Raw genomic sequence first — 20,037 nt, 5'->3', positions numbered from 1 at the left:
AAATAAAACTAAAATCTGAAATTATCCTACAATTTTGTCAGGATGAATTGCAATCAAAATTCGAGTTAGCAGAGTACTTTTTTAGCCGTTGTTATAGGTATTATGTTTAACTTTTGCTTAACAATTGGGTTTTGTTCTCCATTTTGTGCATGTTTATTGACTTTGAATAACTTCCTTTCTGTTTTAAATCGCTAGATTTTCACCTGCAAATTTTTCATTGCTGTAATTTAATTACATTAATGGAAATGATATTCATTATTGTTTGTGTTGTGAAAAAACTATGCAGTTACATGAGCTGGTTAATACGATTGGACAAGATCTTCAGCGTCGTTATGGCGAGAGAGTCCACAAACTGACGTTACATGGCGGTTTTAGCTGCCCAAATAGAGATGGCACTATAGGTCGAGGGGGATGTACTTTCTGTAATGTTGCCTCGTTTGCAGACGAAGAAACTCAGACAAAGAGTATTCTTGAACAACTTAAAGATCGTGCAGGGGAAGTACATAGGGCTAAGAAGTATTTAGCTTACTTTCAAGCATATACCAGTACGTATGCTGAAGTTCAGGCTCTGAAGAGTATGTATGAAAAGGCAATAAAAGCGACCGATATTGTGGGTCTGTGTGTTGGTACACGGCCAGATTGTGTGCCTGATGCTGTATTGGAGTTGCTGTCTGGTTATGTACGAGAAGGCTTTGAGATCTGGCTAGAGCTCGGTCTTCAGACTGCGAACAATGATACCCTGAAGCGTATAAATCGCGGCCATGAATTTAATTGTTATGCTAGCATCGCCAAACGAGCGAGAGCTTTAGGTATTAAAGTCTGTACCCACTTGATAGTTGGCCTACCGAAAGAAACTCACCAAGATAACATTGATACGATGCGTAAAGTTATTGATGTTGGAACTGATGGGATCAAACTTCACAGTTTGCACATTGTTGAAGGTAGTACCATGGCTAAAGCTTGGAAGGCAGGCAAGCTTAATGCTCCCTCTCTGCAGCAATATGTGGATACTGCTAGCGCAATGATCCGCATGACACCTCCCGAGATTGTGTTTCATCGGGTTTCATCGGCAGCCCGGCGCCCAACTCTGCTTGCCCCTTTATGGTGTGAAAATCGTTGGTTAGCAATGACGAAAATTGGCGATGCGCTTAAGCATGAAGGTGCACAAGGTTCATCCATTGGTCGTCCTTTTGTGTATGTAAAACCAACAATAAATACAGAAAACTCATCAATAAGCTGATATCTTTTGTAACCTTAGTATTAGGTTAATAGATATAGAGCATTAAAATGGAGCAGGTGTTTTACTGGTTATGGGATACATCCCATGGACATGGTTTTGACCTTGTAGTCATTTTACTCTTTGTCGTGCTGTCTGCGCTTGTTTACTCACAATTGCAAAAACACATAGAGTTGTTGGTTCAAGATGCACCTACAGCTTTGATTCTGGTTGAAGCGCAGTCCGGGAAACTCCTTCTTTCTAACAAGAACGCAATGCAGTTGTTGGCTATCCGACGAGTAGGTAAGTCCTTTCTTTTGCCAGATACTGTTTCGCGAGAGTTTTTGTTGTCCACTATTAGTCAGTTTGCAGGGGAAGGCTTCAATCGTTTCCCGATAGAGTGGAGCATCTCTAAAAATACCCGAATAAAAGTGGATATTAGTGGGCGTAAAACCGTTTATCGAGGGCGCATTTCCTGGCTACTGTATGTTTCTTCTCACCAAGCATCTCACGATGAAATGGTACGTGAAATTCAATCACTTTCTGTAGTGCGCAGTGCTTTGGATAACTTAGCTGAGCTGGTTTTCATCAAAAATAATGAAGGCGAACTGATTTCGACAAACCGAGCCTTCGAACGTTTTTGGGGGGAGCGTGCGCAAGAGGGGAGTGCCGATATCAAAGGTGTTGTGAAAGGACGGGCAAACAAACGCCGTTGGACAACGGACGCCGATGGCCGTAGCTGTTTACTTGAAACCTATCAGAATATATTGATTTCCTCTACTGGGGAAACAATAGGTAGTATCGGCATCAGTCATGATGTGACGGATTGGCACAACATGCAGCAAAACTTGCGCGATGAGATGGAAAAGCGCCGTGATACTGAAGTCGCTTTGGCTCAGCGCGATACTATTTTGCAGAATATCCTCGAGTCGAGCCCTGATTCTATCGGTATCTTCAATGAAAACATGGTGTATCAAGCGTGTAACCAGCCTTTTGTCCGAGCGCTCGGTATCTCCGATGTTGATGAGCTTATTGGTAAACGACTGCAAGATGTCATCCCCGATGATGTATATAGCCGTTTGTCGGAAACGGATCAAAAGGTGCTATACGAAGGAAAGTCATTGCGCTATATCGATAAAGCAATTAACAGCAATGGCGAATTTACTTGGTATGACGTTGTTAAATCTCCTTTTCGCGATCCTGCTTCAGGAACTAATGGCGTGTTAATTATGGCGAGGGATGTCTCTGAGCGCTATCTTGCCGCACAAAAACTGGAAGAGGCAAACCTAGAGCTAGAGCGCCTGAGCTTTATTGACAGCTTGACGCAAATTTCTAATCGGCGCCGTTTTGACGAACAACTCTCTACTCTGTGGCCTTTGCATGTCCGTGAACGCCAGCCTCTGAGTATTATGCTCTGCGATATCGATTACTTTAAAGGCTTCAATGACTTCTATGGTCATCAGGAGGGCGATGAAGCGTTGATGAAAGTCGCAGGTGTCTTTAAAGCGGTTTTGTCACGCACCAGTGACTGTGTCGCTCGGTATGGCGGCGAAGAATTTGGTTTTATTTTGCCGAACACAACGGCTGAAGGCGCGCAGCAAGTGGCGGATAAGATTCATGATGAAATTGCTAGTTTGGCTCTGGAGCACAAAGCTTCTGAAGTCTCAACGGTCTTAACTGTAAGTATTGGCCTAGTGACTATGATCCCGCAGCCTTATGACAATAGTGAGAGTCTCATTGCTCTAGCAGACAGTGCGTTGTATCAAGCTAAGGCCAACGGGCGCAATCAGACTTGTGTTCATCACACATCCGAGAATTAACCTGCCAAGACTTTCGGTTCTCTTAGCCGCGCGTATCGAAAACAGGTAATATTTACCTATTCTTATCGCACGGAGCGCCTAATGAAACCTATAAAAAACCTCGCTCAGTATTATGTCGATCTTTTGGTCAAGCTTGGCATTTTGCGTTTTTCTATTCTTCTTGCTTTGGCTCTTGTCGCACTGGCCGTTGTAGTTCAGGTTGGTATTACCTTGGTGCTAAGTGGCCATGTCGATGATATAGACATTGTTCGCTCAGTGTTTTTCGGTCTATTGATTACGCCATGGGCTGTGTACTTCCTTTCTGTCGTGGTTGATCAGCTTGAGGAGTCCCGTCAGCGATTATCCAAGTTAGTCTCCAAGCTCAAAGATATGCGCTCACGAGATCAAGAGCTGAACCATAAACTGCAGCAGAACATCTCAAAGCTGAACCAAGAGATTGAAGAACGGATTAAGGCAGAAGAAGCCCGTGAAGAAGCGATGAAAGATCTCGAGAATGAGGTTTATCAGCGTGAGCGAACTCAGCTAGAGTTAGCTGAGCGAACGGCTTTACTACGATCTTTCATTGATGCCTCTCCGGATCTTATTTATTACCGTAACGCAGATGGCGTTTTCTCAGGCTGTAACCGCGCAATGGAAGAGTTGACTGGTAAAAAAGAGAACCAGCTTGTCGGTCTGACACCATGGGATGTTTACAGTAAAGAAGTCGCTCAACAGATTGTCGATACGGATGAAAAAGTCTTTGCCGATAATCAAGCATTAACATACGAACAGTGGCTTGAATATCCAGATGGGCACAAAAATTATTTTGAGTTACGCAAAGTGCCTTTCTATAGCAAAGATGGCCGCCACCTTGGGCTGGTGGGCTTCGGCCGCGATATCACTGAGCGCAAACGCCACGAAGAATCGTTGAAAAAAGCCAGTCGCGATAAGACCACCTTTATTTCAACCATTAGCCACGAACTGCGCACACCGCTTAATGGAATTGTCGGATTGAGCCGCATGCTGTTGGATACTCAGATGACGGATGAGCAGCGTAATCACATGCAAACTATTAATGTCAGCGCGATTACCCTAGGTAATATCTTCAACGATATTATTGATATGGACAAGTTTGATCGCCGCAAACTGGAGCTGTTCCCTTCTTCACTGAATTTTGAAGAGTTTGTAGCGGAAATGGAAAGTATCTCTGCCTTGATGGCTTCTCAGAAGGGGCTGCGATTTGATCTGGAGCGATTAAGCGATCTGCCTACTGCTATCGATGTCGATGCAACAAGGCTACGTCAGGTACTATGGAATCTGATCAGTAATGCGATGAAGTTCACCAAAGAAGGTGGCGTCGTGATGACTGTAGAAGCTGAAGTCGACGAAGAATATGCCAACATCACGATGGAAATCGAAGACAGTGGTATTGGGATCCCAGAAGCGGAATTAGATAAGATCTTTGCGATGTATTATCAGGTTAAATCGGGTAAAGATAACCTACATGCCGTTGGTACTGGGATTGGTCTTGCGGTGTCTAAGCAGCTGATCAAGATGATGGATGGGGATATTACGGTCAGTAGTGAAGAAGGCTTTGGCAGTACCTTTACCGTGACCATTCATGTCCCACTCTCTTTGGTCGAGGAAGAGCCTGAAGTGTCTTCGGCTGAGCGTAAGGAACTCAATATCTTCATGGTTGAAGATATTGAGCTGAATATTACTGTCGCTCGCTCGTTACTTGAGAGTATGGGGCATGAAGTTAGCGTGGCAATGACGGGGCAAGATGCTATCGAAATGTTTGATCCAGAGATCTATGATCTGGCTTTCCTCGATATACAGCTTCCAGATATGACAGGTTTTGATGTTGCTGAATTTTATCGAAAAACTTATAAAGATTTGCCGCCTTTGGTCGCCCTTACAGCCAATGTACTGAAGAATAAAAATGAGTATCTTGAAAAAGGCATGGACGATGCGATTAGCAAACCACTATCGGTGACCGCGGTTCAGGAAGTGATTGCCAAGTTTACTTCGGATGAAGATTACCAACAGCCAGAGCCTGTCACTGTGGTGGAAAGTTCAGAAGGCAATGACTTGTTTAGTCGAGTTCTAGATCTGGATATGTTGGAGTCCTACGTAGGGATCGTCGGCTCACAGCCTGTGCTGGATAGCATTGAAATGTTTGAAAATATGATGCCTGAATACGTCGAAGTGCTGAATTCCAATATGACGGCAAAACATCAAGAAGGCATTGTTTCTGAAGCGCACAAGATTAAAGGTGCAGCGGGTTCTATTGGCCTTAAGCACATTCAGAAAGTTGCTCAGAAAGCGCAGTCACCGGACTTACCCGCTTGGTGGGAAAACATCGATGACTGGGTTGAAGAAATAAAGAATGAATATCAGAATGATATTCAGACTCTGAAAGAGTGGTTGGCTCAAAGGTGATAACAATGAAAAAAATAGCATTAGTAGCGCTGGGCGCAGCGCTTTTAGCAGGGTGTTCAACCGCGCCAGTCGGTTGGGAGCAAGACAACCAGACCAAGGTTGAAGACGCGACGGTTAGTTTAAAGAGTAATCTTTGGCTGAATAAAATGCCGACCTTAGGTGAAGTGCAAGATCAAACGCTCCATGGTGCCCTGTATCTGCAGTCAGACAAAGTGTTGCCAGCGACTCTGGAAGTGGAGAGCATCTCAATTAAGCAGGGAGAAGATAGCTGGATTATTGATGGTGATTTACTCGACTTACGCACTCATAATCAAAGCCATTGGGAAGTTGCCTTTGTGTGGCAATTCGCGGTGGATGCAGACAAGCCAGTTGATGTCGCCTTGATGCTTAAGAACGGCGACAAAGTAGAGTGGCTAGTAGAAAAAGATGTGGTGATAGACACCGTATACTAGTTAATGAGTTAGACAAGAATGAAAAAAGGTTGATGCGAAAGCATCAACCTTTTTACTTTTCTGTGTTAGCTGTTAGCTGTTAGCTGTTAGCTGTTAGCTGTTAGCTGTTAGCTGGGGCTTCTTTGAGGCCTGCGTTGATATCTAGGATATCTTGCTCACTCAACGTGCCGACAGCTTGACGAAGCTGCAACACACTTAGGATGTAATCGTAACGTGCGTTAGATAGGTTCTTGTTTGCATCGTACAAGTTACGAGTTGAGTCAAGAACGTCTACGATAGTACGGGTACCTACATCAAAGCCTGCTTCTGTTGCTTCTAAAGCAGATTTAGCTGAAACCACAGTTTGCTCATAAGCGCGTAGTGCGCCAATCGAAGCACTGATGTTGTTGTTAAAGGCTCGCACGTCTTTAACGACACTACGGTAAGTAGCTTCTAAATCTTGGCTTGCAGCGACATAGTCAAACTCTGCTTGTTTAGTCAGGGAGGTTGTTGAACCACCTGTGTAAAGAGGCACCGAAAGGTTTAGGCCGACATTGAAGCCGTCTGAATCAAAATCCCCAGAGCTAGGTGTACTATTCATTTGCTCTGCGAGCGTATAGTTGCCATCTAAGGTCAGTGAAGGTAGGTGCCCTGAACTCTGCAGAGAAATATTATCTTTAGCAATATCCTGCGCGATGCGCGATGAAAGTAGGCTTAAGTTCTTCTGTTGCGCTTCTTCCACCAAAGCGTCAACAGGGGCATCTGTCTTGCTTGCTGAGAAACGTGCAATATCTAATATATTCAGATTCGTGTGCTCTAGACCAGTAATTTCACGTAGGCCTTCGTAGCTGTTGATCAAATCATTCTGTGCTAGTACTTCATCTGCTAACACTGAGTCGTACTGTGCTTGTGCATCATGTACGTCAGTGATGGCTGACAAACCAACTTCAAAACGTTGCTTAGTTTGTTCTAATTGGCGGCCTACCGCGGCTTTTTCTGCTTGAACAAACACTAGGTTATCTTGCGCCTTTAGTACATCAAAGTAGGCTGTCGCTACTCGCAAGATAAGTGCTTGCTGCGCTGCTGCATAAGTGGCGTCAGCTCTACGAGCGGTTTTTTCTGCGGTATCTAGCGTGATCCAACTGGAACGTTTATATAGCTCTTGGGTAAAGCCAACAGCCGCATTCCACGCGTCAGAATCGTTTGTCTCGCTGTTACGCTCACCTCGGTTTATGTCATAAGCTGCGGTTAAGCTGATTTGAGGTAGCAAGGTGGCACGGCTAGAAGTCACCGCTTCAAATGCAGAATCGCGGGTAGCTGCTGCGCTAAGTAATGTTGGGTCGTTTTCTTTTGCTTGGTTATAAATTTCCGTCAGTGTGTCAGCAAAAGCGTTGGTGCTTAAGCTGCCTAATGCTGCACTGATAAATAGTGGAAGCAGTTTTTTCATAGGTCCTATTCCTGCCAAAATATGAAAAAGGTGACTCATCGAGAGTTTAACTCATACTGATGCTAATTCACGCAAAACTTTGCAAATTTTTACACTTAACTATCCACTTGTGCAATATATTTTATTCATCAATTTAACTCAGAATACAAAATTTGTATAAAAAGTTGAGCCATGTCCTTGGAAGTTAAGCTTTTGTCTGAGTAAACTATAAGATTCACTCACTGAGGTGCCAAATGCAACTATCTGACAATCAACAAAGTGAATTTACTCCACAAGATGTAGAAATTATCTCAAAAGAAATTCTATTTAAGGGCTTTTTTAGGATGATTAAGTATCGCTTCAGACATAAATTGTTCGAAGGCGGTTGGAGTGAGGTGATTGAGCGGGAGATGTTTGAGCGTGGTCATGCTGCTGCGTTGCTACCGTATGACCCGGTGAGTGATCAGGTCGTGCTGATTGAGCAAATTCGTGTTGGTGCTTTGGAGCACGCTCATCCATGGCAGCTTGAAATTGTTGCAGGTATCATTGATACCGATGAATCGCCAGAGCAAGTAGTTCGCCGTGAAGCCTCTGAAGAGGCAGGGATCTCGGTTGAGGAGTTAACTAAAGTTACATCTTATTATCCGTCCTCAGGCGGGTGCTCAGAAAAGCTGGATGTGTACGTCGGAAAAGTGGATGCTTCAACCGCTCACGGAATTCATGGTTTAGACTATGAAGGTGAGGACATTCGAGTTCATGTGGTGAGCCGTGAGACCGCTTATCAATGGATTGTTGAAGGTAAATTTGAAAATGGCGCTTCGATTATTGCACTGCAATGGTTGCAGCTAAACCACCAATCGTTAAGAGAACAATGGTACAAGTAGCAGTAAAAAAGCCGTATCACGTTGATTTGTCAGATTTGATGCGGACTTATGAAACCAATTACGCCAAGCTCAATGCTTTGCTTCCTCATCGGGCAAAGGTGGGCGATGTGCGCTGCTATCAAGCCGCCAATATGACCTATCAAATTCAAGTGGTCGAAGTCACAAAGTACACAACTTTGGTCGATATTTGTCAAAGTGATGATATCCCGGTATTTCCATTACCAAAAATGTCTGTCAGGCTCTACCACGATGCTCGTGTTGCAGAAGTGTGTGAATGTGAGCACTTAAAAAGAGTCAACGCTCGATACGAGTACCCCAACGATAAGATGGTTCAACAAGATGAAAAAGTGCAACTGAACCGCTTTTTAGGGGATTGGTTATCTTTTTGTTTAAGGCATGGTATCAGCCGGACGCCAATCAATATTTAGGTTTTTTAGTTTTGAAAGTAACGTCATGCTCATCCGATGGCAGCATAAGACTGCTACAGATCACAGATACGCACCTGTTTGAAGCAACAGATGGCAGCTTGTTGAGTGTAAATACTGCTGACAGCTTTAATGCGGTGGTAGACGCTATTGTCGAAGAGAATCCCGTTTATGATGCAGTGTTGGCTACGGGGGATATCTCCCAAGATCATAGCGAAGTCTCCTACCAGCGTTTTGAGCAGGGGATCGTGCCTCTTAAGAAAAAATGCTTCTGGTTACCAGGCAATCATGATTTTAAACCGAGTATGAATTCGGTGATCCCTTCTCAGCAAATTCAGCAAATTGACCATGTCTTATTGGGTGATACATGGCAAATGGTCATGTTGGACTCCCAAGTTGTGGGCGTCCCACATGGTAGGTTAAGTGATAAGCAGCTGAACTTACTGGAAGAAAAATTATCGCAGTACCCTGAGCGATATACCTTGATTTTGTTGCATCACCATCCGTTGCTGGTAGGTAGTGCATGGTTGGATCAGCATACCTTGAAAGATTCAGATGATTTTTGGCAGGTGGTTGACCAGCATAATAATGTTAAAGCGGTGCTGTGTGGTCACGTGCACCAAGACATGAATGTCATGAGAAATGACGTACGTGTGATGGCGACACCTTCTACTTGCGTGCAGTTCAAACCTAACTCTGATGATTTTGCGCTAGATTATCAGTCACCAGGTTGGCGTGAGTTGCTGCTAAGAGATAACGGAGAGGTAGAAACACAGGTAAAACGTTTACCGGCTGGTTGTTTCCAACCAGACTTTAACTCTGCGGGTTATTGATTTCGAATTCACCTACATTAAGGATTGCTATGCGACCTTCTTTGCTTCTTTATATCCATGGCTTTAACAGCTCCCCCTTGTCTCACAAAGCCAATGTTATGAAAGAGTACTGCCAACAGCATAGGCCGGATATCAAAGTTGTAGTCCCACAACTTCCCTGTTTTCCACAGCAAGCCGCTGAATATTTGCTCAACATAATCGAACAACATAAAGATGACTATCAAATTGGCTTGATAGGCAGCTCTTTAGGCGGCTATTTGTCAATGTGGCTCAATAGGCAATTTGGTTTTAAAGCGGTTGTGGTCAACCCTGCAGTTAAGCCATATGAATTGTTAGCTGATTACCTAGGTGAGCAGAAAAACCCTTATACACATCAGCGCTATGTGCTGGAAAGCGTCCATATTGATGAGTTGAAAGCGTTAGATACGCCCATCATTAAACAAGCTAAAGACTTTTGGCTGTTGCAACAAACTGAAGATGAAGTACTTGATTATCGTCAGGCGGTTGATAAATTTTCAGGTGCTAAGCAGACTGTTGAAGAGGGAGGCGACCATAGTTTTGTTAACTTCGAGCGTTACCCTCAACAAATTATCGAATTCCTTCAGCTCTAGTATTCATTGAGGGAAGAGTCATAATTTTAGCGGTTACTTAGTTATCTCGCTTGACATCATTCCCTCTCTTCCAGACTATGTTTCACCTGTACTGAGCTGGATTCAGAACGACGAGAGTTTGGTCGTTTTTGCTACTTTTTAGACTAATTAATAAAAAGAACAAAAGCTTGCCAGCTCAGTAACCCATTTATTCTATATAACGATATTCCGTATTATGACTGAACAATATAATGCAGGGGCCATTGAGGTTCTTAATGGTTTGGAGCCAGTACGTCGCCGACCAGGGATGTATACGGATACAGCGCGTCCTAACCACTTGGGACAAGAAGTCATCGATAACAGTGTCGATGAAGCGCTAGCCGGACACGCTTCAAAAGTTCAAGTAATTCTGCATGCCGATCAATCTCTGGAAGTGATCGATGATGGTCGAGGTATGCCTGTTGATATTCACCCGGAAGAGAAAGTCTCCGGTGTTGAACTTATTCTTTGTAAACTCCACGCCGGTGGTAAGTTTTCCAATAAAAACTACCAATTCTCTGGTGGTCTTCACGGTGTAGGTATTTCGGTTGTAAACGCCTTATCAAAACGTGTTGAAGTAACGGTGCGCCGAGATGGTCAGGTATATGAAATTGCCTTTGAGCATGGCGACAAGGTATCTGACTTAACGGTGACGGGCACTTGTGGGCGTCGTAACAAAGGTACCAGCGTCCATTTTTGGCCTGATGCTAAGTATTTTGATTCGGCCAATTTCTCAGTAACCCGTCTGATCAACAACCTTCGTGCTAAAGCTGTACTTTGCCCGGGATTGGAAATCACCTTCTCCGATAAGGTCAATGGTAACGAGCATAAGTGGCTGTACGAAGATGGTCTTAAAGACTACCTTGCAGAAGGCGTGAAAGGCTATACCGTCTTACCTGAAGACCCATTTACTGGCGAGTTTTCTGCTGAAACGGAAGCCGCAAATTGGGCCGTGATTTGGCAGCCGGAAGGCGGTGAGATGATCACCGAAAGCTACGTTAACCTCATTCCTACTGCACAGGGCGGTACGCACGTGAATGGTCTGCGTCAGGGCCTGCTTGATGCAATGCGTGAGTTCTGTGAGTTCCGTAACCTGTTGCCTCGTGGTGTTAAGCTGACTGGCGACGATGTTTTCGATCGCTGTTCTTACGTTTTGTCGGTAAAGATGCAAGATCCTCAATTTGCAGGTCAGACAAAAGAGCGCCTTTCTTCTCGCCAAACTGCAGCGTTCGTTTCTGGTGTGGTGAAAGATGCATTCAGCCTATGGTTGAATGAAAAACCACAGCTTGCTGAACTCCTTGCGGAAGTGTGTATTGCCAATGCTCACCGCCGCATGCGTGCAAGCAAAAAGGTTGTTCGTAAGAAAGTAGCTTCAGGCCCAGCACTGCCAGGTAAGCTGACGGACTGTTCGGTACAAGATTTGAATCGCACTGAAATCTTCTTTGTCGAGGGTGACTCGGCAGGTGGCTCGGCAAAACAGGCCCGTGATCGCGAGTTTCAGGCGGTAATGCCACTGCGTGGTAAGATCCTTAACACCTGGGAAGTGTCTGCAGATCAGGTGCTTGCGTCCCAAGAAGTTCATGATATTTCCGTTGCTTTGGGTATTGACCCTGACAGCGACAACCTTGAGAGCCTACGCTACGGCAAGATCTGTATTTTAGCTGATGCGGACTCGGATGGTTTGCACATTGCGACACTCCTGTGCGCGCTGTTTACCCGTCACTTTAAAGCGTTAGTCGAAGCAGGCCATATTTACGTGGCGATGCCGCCTCTGTATCGAATCGATTGCGGCAAAGAAGTTTTTTACGCGCTTGATGATGATGAGAAAGAGGGCGTTCTAGAGCGCTTATCGAAGAAGAAAGCCAAGATCAACGTTCAGCGATTTAAAGGTCTGGGTGAAATGAACCCACTTCAGCTGCGTGAAACCACGATGGATCCGAATACACGTCGACTGGTTCAGTTAACCATTGACGATTCTCAAGCGACCATGGAAATGATGGATATGCTGCTCGGTAAGAAACGTGCGGATGACCGACGCTCGTGGTTACAGAACAACGGTGATTTGGCAGAGGTTTAACGAATGTCTACGGAAATTACATACGATGGCGTTGAACAGTTGCCAATGCGCAAGTTCACTGAAGACGCTTATCTTAATTACTCAATGTACGTCATCATGGACCGCGCCTTGCCATACATTGGCGATGGCTTAAAACCGGTTCAACGACGAATCATTTATGCGATGTCGGAGCTTGGTCTTTCGGCAGCAGCAAAGTATAAGAAATCGGCACGTACAGTTGGTGATGTGTTGGGTAAATACCACCCACATGGAGACTCGGCGTGTTACGAAGCTATGGTGTTAATGGCTCAGCCGTTCTCTTATCGTTACCCATTGGTTGACGGTCAGGGTAACTGGGGGGCGCCGGACGATCCTAAGTCTTTCGCCGCGATGCGTTATACCGAAGCGAAATTGTCAAAGTTCGCAGAGGTTTTGCTTGGTGAACTTGGTCAGGGCACGGTTGAATGGCAGCCGAACTTTGATGGCACAATGAAAGAGCCTCAAATGCTGCCTGCTCGCCTTCCTCACATTTTACTTAACGGTGTGACGGGTATTGCGGTTGGTATGGCGACTGATATTCCACCACACAATGTGCGTGAAATTGCTGATGCAACCATTCATCTGATCGACAATCCAAAGTCAGAATTAGCCGATGTGATGAACTTTGTTCAGGGGCCAGATTACCCGACAGAAGCAGAGATTATCTCGCCGAAAGCTGAGCTGGAGAAGATCTATCGCACGGGGCGTGGCAGTATTAAAATGCGCGCGGTCTGGCATAAAGAGGGCGGTGATATTGTTATCACGGCACTGCCACATCAGGTTTCAGGCGCTAAACTGCTCGAGCAGATTGCCAGCCAGATGCGAGCGAAGAAACTGCCAATGGTCGATGACCTGCGTGACGAATCGGATCATGAAAACCCGACGCGTATTGTTGTTGTTCCTCGTTCAAATCGTATCGATTGTGATCAGCTGATGAACCATCTGTTTGCTTCGACAGATCTGGAGAAAAACTTCCGCGTTAACCTCAACATGATCGGTCTCGATAACCGTCCACAAGTGAAAGGTTTGGTTCAGATCTTATCTGAGTGGATTGAGTTCCGTCGTGCAACCGTGCGCCGCCGTTTGCAGCATCGTTTAGATAAAGTTCTTGCACGTCTGCATATTCTTGAAGGTTTGTTGGTTGCTTACCTCAACTTGGATGAAGTGATTGAGATCATTCGAACTGAGGACGATCCAAAAGCCGTACTGATGGCTCGTTTCGGCATTACGGATATTCAGGCTGACGCGATTCTGGATACCAAACTTCGTCATCTTGCCAAGTTGGAAGAGATGAAGATCCGCGGTGAGCAGGAAGAGCTAGAAAAAGAACGTGAAAAGCTTGAACAGTTACTGGGCTCCGAGCGCCGTCTGAATACGCTATTGAAGAAAGAAATCAAAGCGGATGCAGAGAAATATGGCGATGATCGCCGCTCCCCTCTTGTTGAGCGTGCTGAAGCGAAAGCCTTGACTGAACGAGACCTTGTCCCGAGTGAACCAATTACCGTTGTGCTTTCAGACAAAGGCTGGATTCGTCACGCTAAAGGTCATGATGTCGACGCCGAAGGACTTAACTATAAGTCTGGTGATAAATATCTGGCCCATGCTCGCGGTAAGAGTAACCAGCAAGCGGTGTTCCTCGGCAGTGATGGTCGAAGTTACTCGCTTGAGTCGCATTCTCTGCCGTCTGCGCGTAGTCAGGGGGAGCCGATCACTGGACGTCTGAACATTAATGCAGGGACTAACATTCGTCATGTGGTAATGGGCGAAGAAGATCAATTATGGCTAGTGGGTTCTGACGCGGGCTATGGTTTCGTTTGTAAAGGCAGTGATCTTTTATCGAAAAACCGCAGTGGTAAAGCATTGGTCACACTCCCACAAAATTCGGAAGTGATGACTCCTGACACCATTAGTAACCTAGATAATGATGAAATCTTAGCGATTACCAACCAAGGCCGAATGCTGCTGTTCCCGATTAAGGATCTTCCTCAATTGGGTAAAGGTAAGGGTAATAAGATTATCAATATCCCAGCAGCCAAAGCGAAAGAACGCGAAGAAGTGGTATCACATCTGATGTCGTTGCCTCAGGGGGCTTCAGTAACCCTTTATGCAGGTAAGCGTAAGCTAGGTTTGAAACCGGCAGATCTGGACAATTTCCGTGGTGAGCGTGGCCGTCGAGGCAGTTTACTACCGAGAGGGTTGCAGCGAGTGACGCGTATAGAAATAGAAAGCTCTGCGACAGAGCAAGAAAGCGAATAAAACAAAAATCCCATGCCAAAGAGCATGGGATTTTTTTATCATTCAGTGGTTAAATTTCTCGGGTATCTTCTGCGATCGTGACGCTAAGGGTTTGTTCTTTGCCCTTACGTAGGATGAGCACATCGACGGTTGTTCCCGGTCTCAATTCAGTGACAATATCCATTACACTTTGACGACCATTGATTTTTTGCCCATCGATTTTAAGAATAATATCCTGAGCCTGAAATCCTGCTTCAGCACCCGGTCCGTTAGGATCAACGCCCAGTACAACAATGCCGCCTAAATGCTCATTACCCAATAAACGAGAAGTTACCGAATTAATATCTTGGCCGTCGATACCTATATAGCCTCGGATAACACGACCGTCGGCAATGATCTTCTGCATGATTTTATTGGCGAGAGTGTAAGGGATCGCGAAAGAAATACCGTAAGTTTCAAGCTCTGTCGCTTGCTGGAAAGACGCAGTGTTGATACCAACCAGTTCACCTCGTGTATTCACCAATGCTCCGCCAGAGTTTCCTTCATTGATGGCAGCATCTGTCTGAATAAAGGCTTGTCGGCCGCCGGCACTGATTGAAGAGCGGCCTGTTGCGGACACGATACCGAAAGTGGTTGTTTGACCTAAGTTGTATGGGTTGCCGATCGCCAGTACCACATCGCCGACAGTTGGTGAGTAGTTAGGGTTGAGCGGGATCACGGGAAGGTTGTTGCCTTCAACACGCAGAATGGCGATATCCGTACGTCTGTCTGTCCCAACTAATTGCGCTGCGGCGACGCGACCATCCTGCAGTGCGACGACAATTTGATCGGCTTGAGCGACAACGTGGTAGTTGGTAATGATATAGCCTTTATCACTGACGATGACACCTGAGCCTAATCCTTGAGTCAGTAGCTTTGAACGGTCATCTTCTTTGTACTTTCGGCTGTAAATGTTCACTACCGCAGGGGCGGCTTTACGGACGGCACTATTAAATGAGATTTCTTGTGCGGAAGTAATGTTGATTTCGTCGCGGAAATTCTGAGGAAGAATAGTGGAACGCAGAGAGGGGACAGCTAATAGCAACAACGCAGCTGTCGCCAACCCTAAACCTATTGAACGCAATAAGAATTGCAGCATATCTTCCTAACCACTTCAAAATTCAGACAAGTGGCGAAAGAATAGCATTAGATGAGAAAATAACAAAAGGACGGCAGGAGATCCTACCATCCTTTGACATTGACCTCGCGTTTTTAACGCACGACTAGATAAATGGTACGTTCACCACGTTGAATATTCAGAGCAAGTACGCCAGGTTGTTTCTCAAGCACTTTTCTAAACTCTGCAAGGTTCTTGACTCGCTTGCGGTTCACACCAATGATGATATCGCCTTTTGCCAGTTGATAAGCTTCGGCTTTCGACCCTTTCTCAACGGAAGCGACTTTCACGCCTTGCACGGAATCACTTGAAGTGGTGTTGGTCAGTTCTGCACCCGAGAGACCTTCATGCAGTTTATCCGCTGACGCTTTCACGTTTTGCTGCTCGCCCAAAGTGACATCAAAGCTCTCTTTCTTACCATCACGGATAATGCCGAGTGAGACCTTCTTGCCAGCACCGAGTGTCGCAACCTTGGCACGCAGCTCACTGAACGAGTGAATATCTTTGCCGTTAACTGATACAATCACGTCACCAGCTTTAAGACCAGCTTTGTCTGCCGCACTGTCCGGAACCACTTGGCTAACAAAAGCTCCCTTACTTGACTCATAGCCGAGCGCTTCTGCAAGCTCAGAAGTGATTTCACCGCCTTGCACACCCAGCATGCCGCGTTTAACTTCACCAAACTCTAAGATTTGTGCGGTTAGGTTAGTCATCATATTGGATGGAATCGCGAAACCGATGCCAACGTTACCGCCATTTGGCCCTAGAATCGCAGTATTAATACCAATCAGTTCACCTTTTAGGTTAACTAGAGCACCGCCTGAGTTACCGCTGTTAATCGCAGCATCGGTCTGGATAAAGTTCTCGAAGTTTTCGATATTCAAACCACTTCGACCTAACGCAGAGACAATCCCTGAAGTCACCGTTTGGCCTAAACCGAATGGGTTACCAATCGCGACAGCAAAGTCGCCGACACTTAATGCATCAGAATCTGCAATCTTAATTTCCGTTAAGTTTTTGGCTTTCTCCAGCTTCAACAGAGCCACATCCGACATCTGGTCTCCGCCAACTAGCTCAGCATCATACTCTCGGCCATCATGCAGTTTCACGCGAATTTTTTCCGCGCCATTGATGACGTGATAGTTAGTGACTATATAGCCTTTATCAGCATTGACGATGACGCCAGAACCGAGGCCTCTGAATGGACGTTCTTGTAGCTGTTCGGTCGGAAATTCAGGACCGAAGAAGAAACGAAACTGCTCAGGAATACGTTGCTTTGATACCTGAGTGCCTTCTACAGAAATACTCACTACCGCAGGGGTGACTTTTTCTAGCATAGGGGCGAGGCTAGGCAACTGCTCTCCATCTACAGACAGAGGAAGGGCCGCTGTGGCTTGTATGGGGGTGATGATTGAACTTAAGCTTAAGGACAGGACGGTTAAAGCAAGCAAAGGTTTTTTCATCTGATAACTCCTAGTTAAGTTAAGGCCTGAGATTCAATATTTGTTTGAAAAATAAGAAATCAATCGACGCTTATGGGAGTTATGACTCAAAAACCTTTGCAAAGTTCACCAATAGGTAAAATAGAGTTACGACGCTTTAGCGGTCACTGCTTGTGCTGAGTTGAGTACTTCTTTTTTCTCTTCAGCTAACATGCCTGTTGCACCTGACGCGTAATCTTTAGGCGCTTCGCTTAGTACCGCTGATGGTTGTTCAGTCTCAGCAGACTCCTCTGTTTGAGATTGCTCAGCGACTTTTTTATTGAACGGATTGTCTTGTTCAGGAATGTTTGGCAACAATTCTGCAGACGTTTTCGTCATGTGTTGGTAAAGCTTAGTGTATTCCTTACCCAGTGAATCTAACATTTCGGCTGTCTGAGCAAAATGATCAGCAAGATCTTGTTTTTGTTGCTCAAGCTCGAATTTGGCGGTTTCCAAGTCTTTCTGGATGGTCTTCTGTTTTTTATATCCCGGAGTGGTAATGCGCGAGATGATGATTCCTAAAACAGCGCCAACAAGCAAACCTACGAGGGCATAAATCCAAGGCATATTCGCTCCTTATCATTGTTATTTAACATGTTTTTTACCGGTCGGTTACACATGCTCATCGGACATGTTACTATGAGAATTCGAGACGATAAAGAAAAATGCGTGTGCTCTGCATAGCAGTTTCAATCCTTCTATAGCACGTGAGTGAAGTGATGACACCCTTAGAGATCTATACAAAAGATGTAAAAGAACATGGCTTTCAACAAGATGAAGCGCAGCTTCAAGCGGTGGAAGCCTTGGATAATCTCTACCATGAATTTATTCAATACATAAACACCTCGGTCGAGCCTGTCACCGGATGGAAGAGTTGGTTTGGTAAAAAAGCCTCGTTGCCCGCTGCGCCCAAAGGGCTGTACTTTTGGGGCGGGGTAGGGCGTGGAAAAACGTATTTAATGGATACCTTTTTTGAAGCCTTGCCTAGCGACAAAAAGATGCGCGTACACTTCCACCGATTTATGTATCGGGTGCATGATGAATTGAATGCGCTGGGGGATGTGAATGATCCTCTCGAGTTAGTGGCGGATAAATTTAAATCGGAAGCGGAAATTATCTGCTTTGATGAGTTTTTTGTATCAGATATCACTGATGCAATGATTTTAGGCACCTTGTTCCAAGCGTTGTTCAAGCGTGGCGTGGTGTTGGTTGCGACGTCTAATATCCCACCTCAAGATCTTTACCGAAATGGTTTACAAAGAGCGCGCTTCTTGCCTGCGATTGACTTGATTAACGCTAATTGCCTGATATTGAATGTTGATAGTGGCATCGATTACCGACTCAGAACGTTGGAACAAGCAGAAATTTACCATTTCCCTCTGGATAAACAGGCTAATACCAATTTGTGTCACTACTTCGAACAACTGGTCGGTGAAAACAAACAAGGTGAAAAAAGCATTGAAATTAATCATCGCCAGGTAGAGGTCGTCAATTCTTACGAAGGGGTATTACACGCCACCTTTGCACAGTTATGCCAATCTGCCAGAAGTCAGAATGACTATATAGAGCTATCACGGATCTACAATACGGTGTTGCTTGCAGACGTCCAGCAAATGGGGCGGACAATCGATGATGCGGCTCGTCGTTTTATTGCGCTGGTGGATGAATTCTATGAGCGAAACGTCAAATTAATTATCTCAGCGGAAGTAGCGCTAGAAGAGTTGTACACACAAGGACAGCTTGAGTTTGAATTTAAACGTTGCCAGTCTCGATTGATAGAAATGCAAAGCCATGATTATCTGGCGAAAGAGCATTTGGCATAAGGGTTTGGGTGTTTCTATGAGGAGTGAAAAAAAATTAAACTTTTTACCCAAAAAGAGGTGATTTTTTCAACTGACTTCTCTATAATCCTGCGACCCACCGTTACTGCAGACCAAATCCATAGCGGATCTAGGGTCGAGAGTGCCAACCACTCGAAGGGGTGATGACTGGGCTCTTAGTCAGTGGGAGCAATGCTCCTGAAGTGTAAATTTAAATTAACGGGTTATTATTAGCATGAAAACTTTCGTTGCTAAACCAGAAACTGTAAAACGCGACTGGTACGTTGTAGACGCTGAAGGTAAAACTCTTGGTCGTCTAGCAAGTGAAATTGCATCTCGCCTACGTGGCAAACATAAAGCTGAGTACACTCCACACGTTGACACTGGTGATTACATCATCGTTGTAAACGCGGAGAAAGTTACTGTAACTGGTAACAAAGCTAAAGGTAAGATTTACTACCGTCACACTGAATTCCCTGGCGGCCTAAAATCAATCAGCTTCGAGAAGCTAATTGATCGTAAGCCAGAGATGGCGCTTGAGCTAGCAGTTAAAGGTATGCTACCACGTGGTCCTCTAGGCCGTGCTATGTACCGTAAGCTGAAAGTTTACGCTGGTGCTGAGCACAACCATGTTGCTCAACAACCACAAGTACTAGACATCTAATCGGGGATTTCGAAAATGGCAGAGAATCAATACTACGGCACTGGCCGTCGCAAAAGCTCAGCTGCACGTGTTTTCATCAAACCAGGCAGCGGCAACATTGTAATCAACAAGCGTAGCCTTGATGAGTACTTCGGTCGTCCAACTTCTCGCATGGTTGTTAAACAGCCTCTAGAGCTAGTTGAACTAACTGAGAAACTAGACCTATACGTTACTGTTAAAGGTGGCGGTATTTCTGGTCAAGCTGGTGCTATCCGTCACGGTATCACTCGCGCTCTAATGGAATACGATGAGTCTCTACGTCCTACTCTACGTGCAGCTGGTTACGTTACACGTGACGCTCGTTGCGTTGAACGTAAGAAAGTTGGTCTACGTAAAGCACGTCGTCGTCCACAGTTCTCTAAGCGTTAATCTTTTTTCGAAAAGATTGGCCTTCGGTGTTTTCACCGGAATGTGGTCCCAAAAGCCTGGCTTCATGCCAGGCTTTTTGTTTTTCTAAGCAAA

Annotated in this window: 17 protein-coding genes; 13 read left to right on the top strand and 4 right to left on the bottom strand. The window is 45.2% G+C overall.

Annotated features, from left to right (window positions below):
- Positions 1-280: 280 nt before the first annotated feature.
- The 4 genes from QMA41_RS14540 (at position 281) to QMA41_RS14525 (ending at position 5,909) form a co-directional block, all read left to right on the top strand.
- Positions 281-1,240, top strand: coding sequence for a TIGR01212 family radical SAM protein (locus QMA41_RS14540; RefSeq protein ID WP_281630027.1), 960 nt, complete (start codon positions 281-283; stop codon positions 1,238-1,240).
- Between the two features lie 47 nt (positions 1,241-1,287).
- Entirely contained in the window at positions 1,288-3,036 is a 1,749-nt protein-coding gene (locus tag QMA41_RS14535) for a GGDEF domain-containing protein (protein WP_281630026.1), read from the top strand.
- 81 nt (positions 3,037-3,117) lie between these two features.
- Positions 3,118-5,457 (top strand): aerobic respiration two-component sensor histidine kinase ArcB, encoded by a 2,340-nt coding sequence (gene arcB, locus QMA41_RS14530; RefSeq protein WP_281630025.1) that lies wholly within the window; start codon positions 3,118-3,120, stop codon positions 5,455-5,457.
- Between the two features lie 5 nt (positions 5,458-5,462).
- Positions 5,463-5,909 carry a hypothetical protein gene (locus QMA41_RS14525; protein ID WP_038509788.1) on the top strand — a complete coding sequence of 149 codons (447 nt, stop codon included), beginning with the start codon at positions 5,463-5,465 and terminating at the stop codon, positions 5,907-5,909.
- Positions 5,910-6,009: 100 nt separating this feature from the next.
- On the opposite strand, the gene tolC is transcribed toward QMA41_RS14525, so the two are convergent.
- Positions 6,010-7,335: an outer membrane channel protein TolC gene (tolC, locus tag QMA41_RS14520; protein WP_019274478.1), complete on the bottom strand. Its 1,326-nt coding sequence runs from the start codon at positions 7,333-7,335 to the stop codon at positions 6,010-6,012.
- A 233-nt stretch (positions 7,336-7,568) separates the two neighbouring features.
- On the opposite strand from tolC, the gene nudF reads away from it, so the two are divergent.
- The 6 genes from nudF (at position 7,569) to parC (ending at position 14,436) form a co-directional block, all read left to right on the top strand.
- Entirely contained in the window at positions 7,569-8,198 is a 630-nt protein-coding gene (nudF, locus tag QMA41_RS14515; RefSeq protein WP_281630024.1) for an ADP-ribose diphosphatase, read from the top strand.
- Positions 8,186-8,626, top strand: coding sequence for a DUF1249 family protein (locus QMA41_RS14510; RefSeq protein WP_281630023.1), 441 nt, complete (start codon positions 8,186-8,188; stop codon positions 8,624-8,626). The genes nudF and QMA41_RS14510 overlap by 13 nt, the downstream gene beginning before the upstream one ends.
- An 11-nt stretch (positions 8,627-8,637) precedes the next feature.
- Positions 8,638-9,456: a 3',5'-cyclic-AMP phosphodiesterase gene (gene cpdA, locus QMA41_RS14505; protein WP_281630022.1), complete on the top strand. Its 819-nt coding sequence runs from the start codon at positions 8,638-8,640 to the stop codon at positions 9,454-9,456.
- 29 nt (positions 9,457-9,485) lie between these two features.
- Positions 9,486-10,067: an esterase YqiA gene (gene yqiA / locus QMA41_RS14500; RefSeq protein WP_281630021.1), complete on the top strand. Its 582-nt coding sequence runs from the start codon at positions 9,486-9,488 to the stop codon at positions 10,065-10,067.
- Between the two features lie 214 nt (positions 10,068-10,281).
- Entirely contained in the window at positions 10,282-12,162 is a 1,881-nt protein-coding gene (gene parE, locus QMA41_RS14495; protein WP_082314389.1) for a DNA topoisomerase IV subunit B, read from the top strand.
- Positions 12,163-12,165: 3 nt separating this feature from the next.
- Entirely contained in the window at positions 12,166-14,436 is a 2,271-nt protein-coding gene (parC, locus tag QMA41_RS14490; RefSeq protein ID WP_099607630.1) for a DNA topoisomerase IV subunit A, read from the top strand.
- Positions 14,437-14,485: 49 nt separating this feature from the next.
- Here the strand turns inward: parC and degS are convergent, their stop codons facing one another.
- The 3 genes from degS to zapG all read right to left on the bottom strand — a co-directional run bounded on the left by degS (position 14,486) and on the right by zapG (position 17,619).
- Positions 14,486-15,553 carry an outer membrane-stress sensor serine endopeptidase DegS gene (degS, locus tag QMA41_RS14485; protein WP_281630020.1) on the bottom strand — a complete coding sequence of 356 codons (1,068 nt, stop codon included), beginning with the start codon at positions 15,551-15,553 and terminating at the stop codon, positions 14,486-14,488.
- Between the two features lie 113 nt (positions 15,554-15,666).
- Positions 15,667-17,034 (bottom strand): DegQ family serine endoprotease, encoded by a 1,368-nt coding sequence (locus QMA41_RS14480; RefSeq protein WP_281630019.1) that lies wholly within the window; start codon positions 17,032-17,034, stop codon positions 15,667-15,669.
- A gap of 126 nt (positions 17,035-17,160) precedes the next feature.
- Positions 17,161-17,619 (bottom strand): Z-ring associated protein ZapG, encoded by a 459-nt coding sequence (zapG, locus tag QMA41_RS14475; RefSeq protein WP_281630018.1) that lies wholly within the window; start codon positions 17,617-17,619, stop codon positions 17,161-17,163.
- A 152-nt stretch (positions 17,620-17,771) separates the two neighbouring features.
- Here zapG and zapE point away from each other — a divergent pair, with 152 nt between their 5' ends.
- From zapE to rpsI, 3 genes are all read left to right on the top strand, one after another.
- Positions 17,772-18,875 (top strand): cell division protein ZapE, encoded by a 1,104-nt coding sequence (gene zapE, locus QMA41_RS14470; RefSeq protein WP_039951263.1) that lies wholly within the window; start codon positions 17,772-17,774, stop codon positions 18,873-18,875.
- Between the two features lie 232 nt (positions 18,876-19,107).
- Entirely contained in the window at positions 19,108-19,536 is a 429-nt protein-coding gene (rplM, locus tag QMA41_RS14465; protein WP_006877363.1) for a 50S ribosomal protein L13, read from the top strand.
- Positions 19,537-19,551: 15 nt separating this feature from the next.
- Positions 19,552-19,944: a 30S ribosomal protein S9 gene (rpsI, locus tag QMA41_RS14460; RefSeq protein WP_005436094.1), complete on the top strand. Its 393-nt coding sequence runs from the start codon at positions 19,552-19,554 to the stop codon at positions 19,942-19,944.
- The last annotated feature ends 93 nt before the right edge of the window (positions 19,945-20,037 follow it).

The organism is Vibrio sp. St2, from assembly GCF_947311885.1.
Classification (GTDB): Bacteria; Pseudomonadota; Gammaproteobacteria; order Enterobacterales; family Vibrionaceae; genus Vibrio; species Vibrio coralliilyticus.
This window is presented reverse-complemented; position numbering and strand designations above follow the sequence as displayed.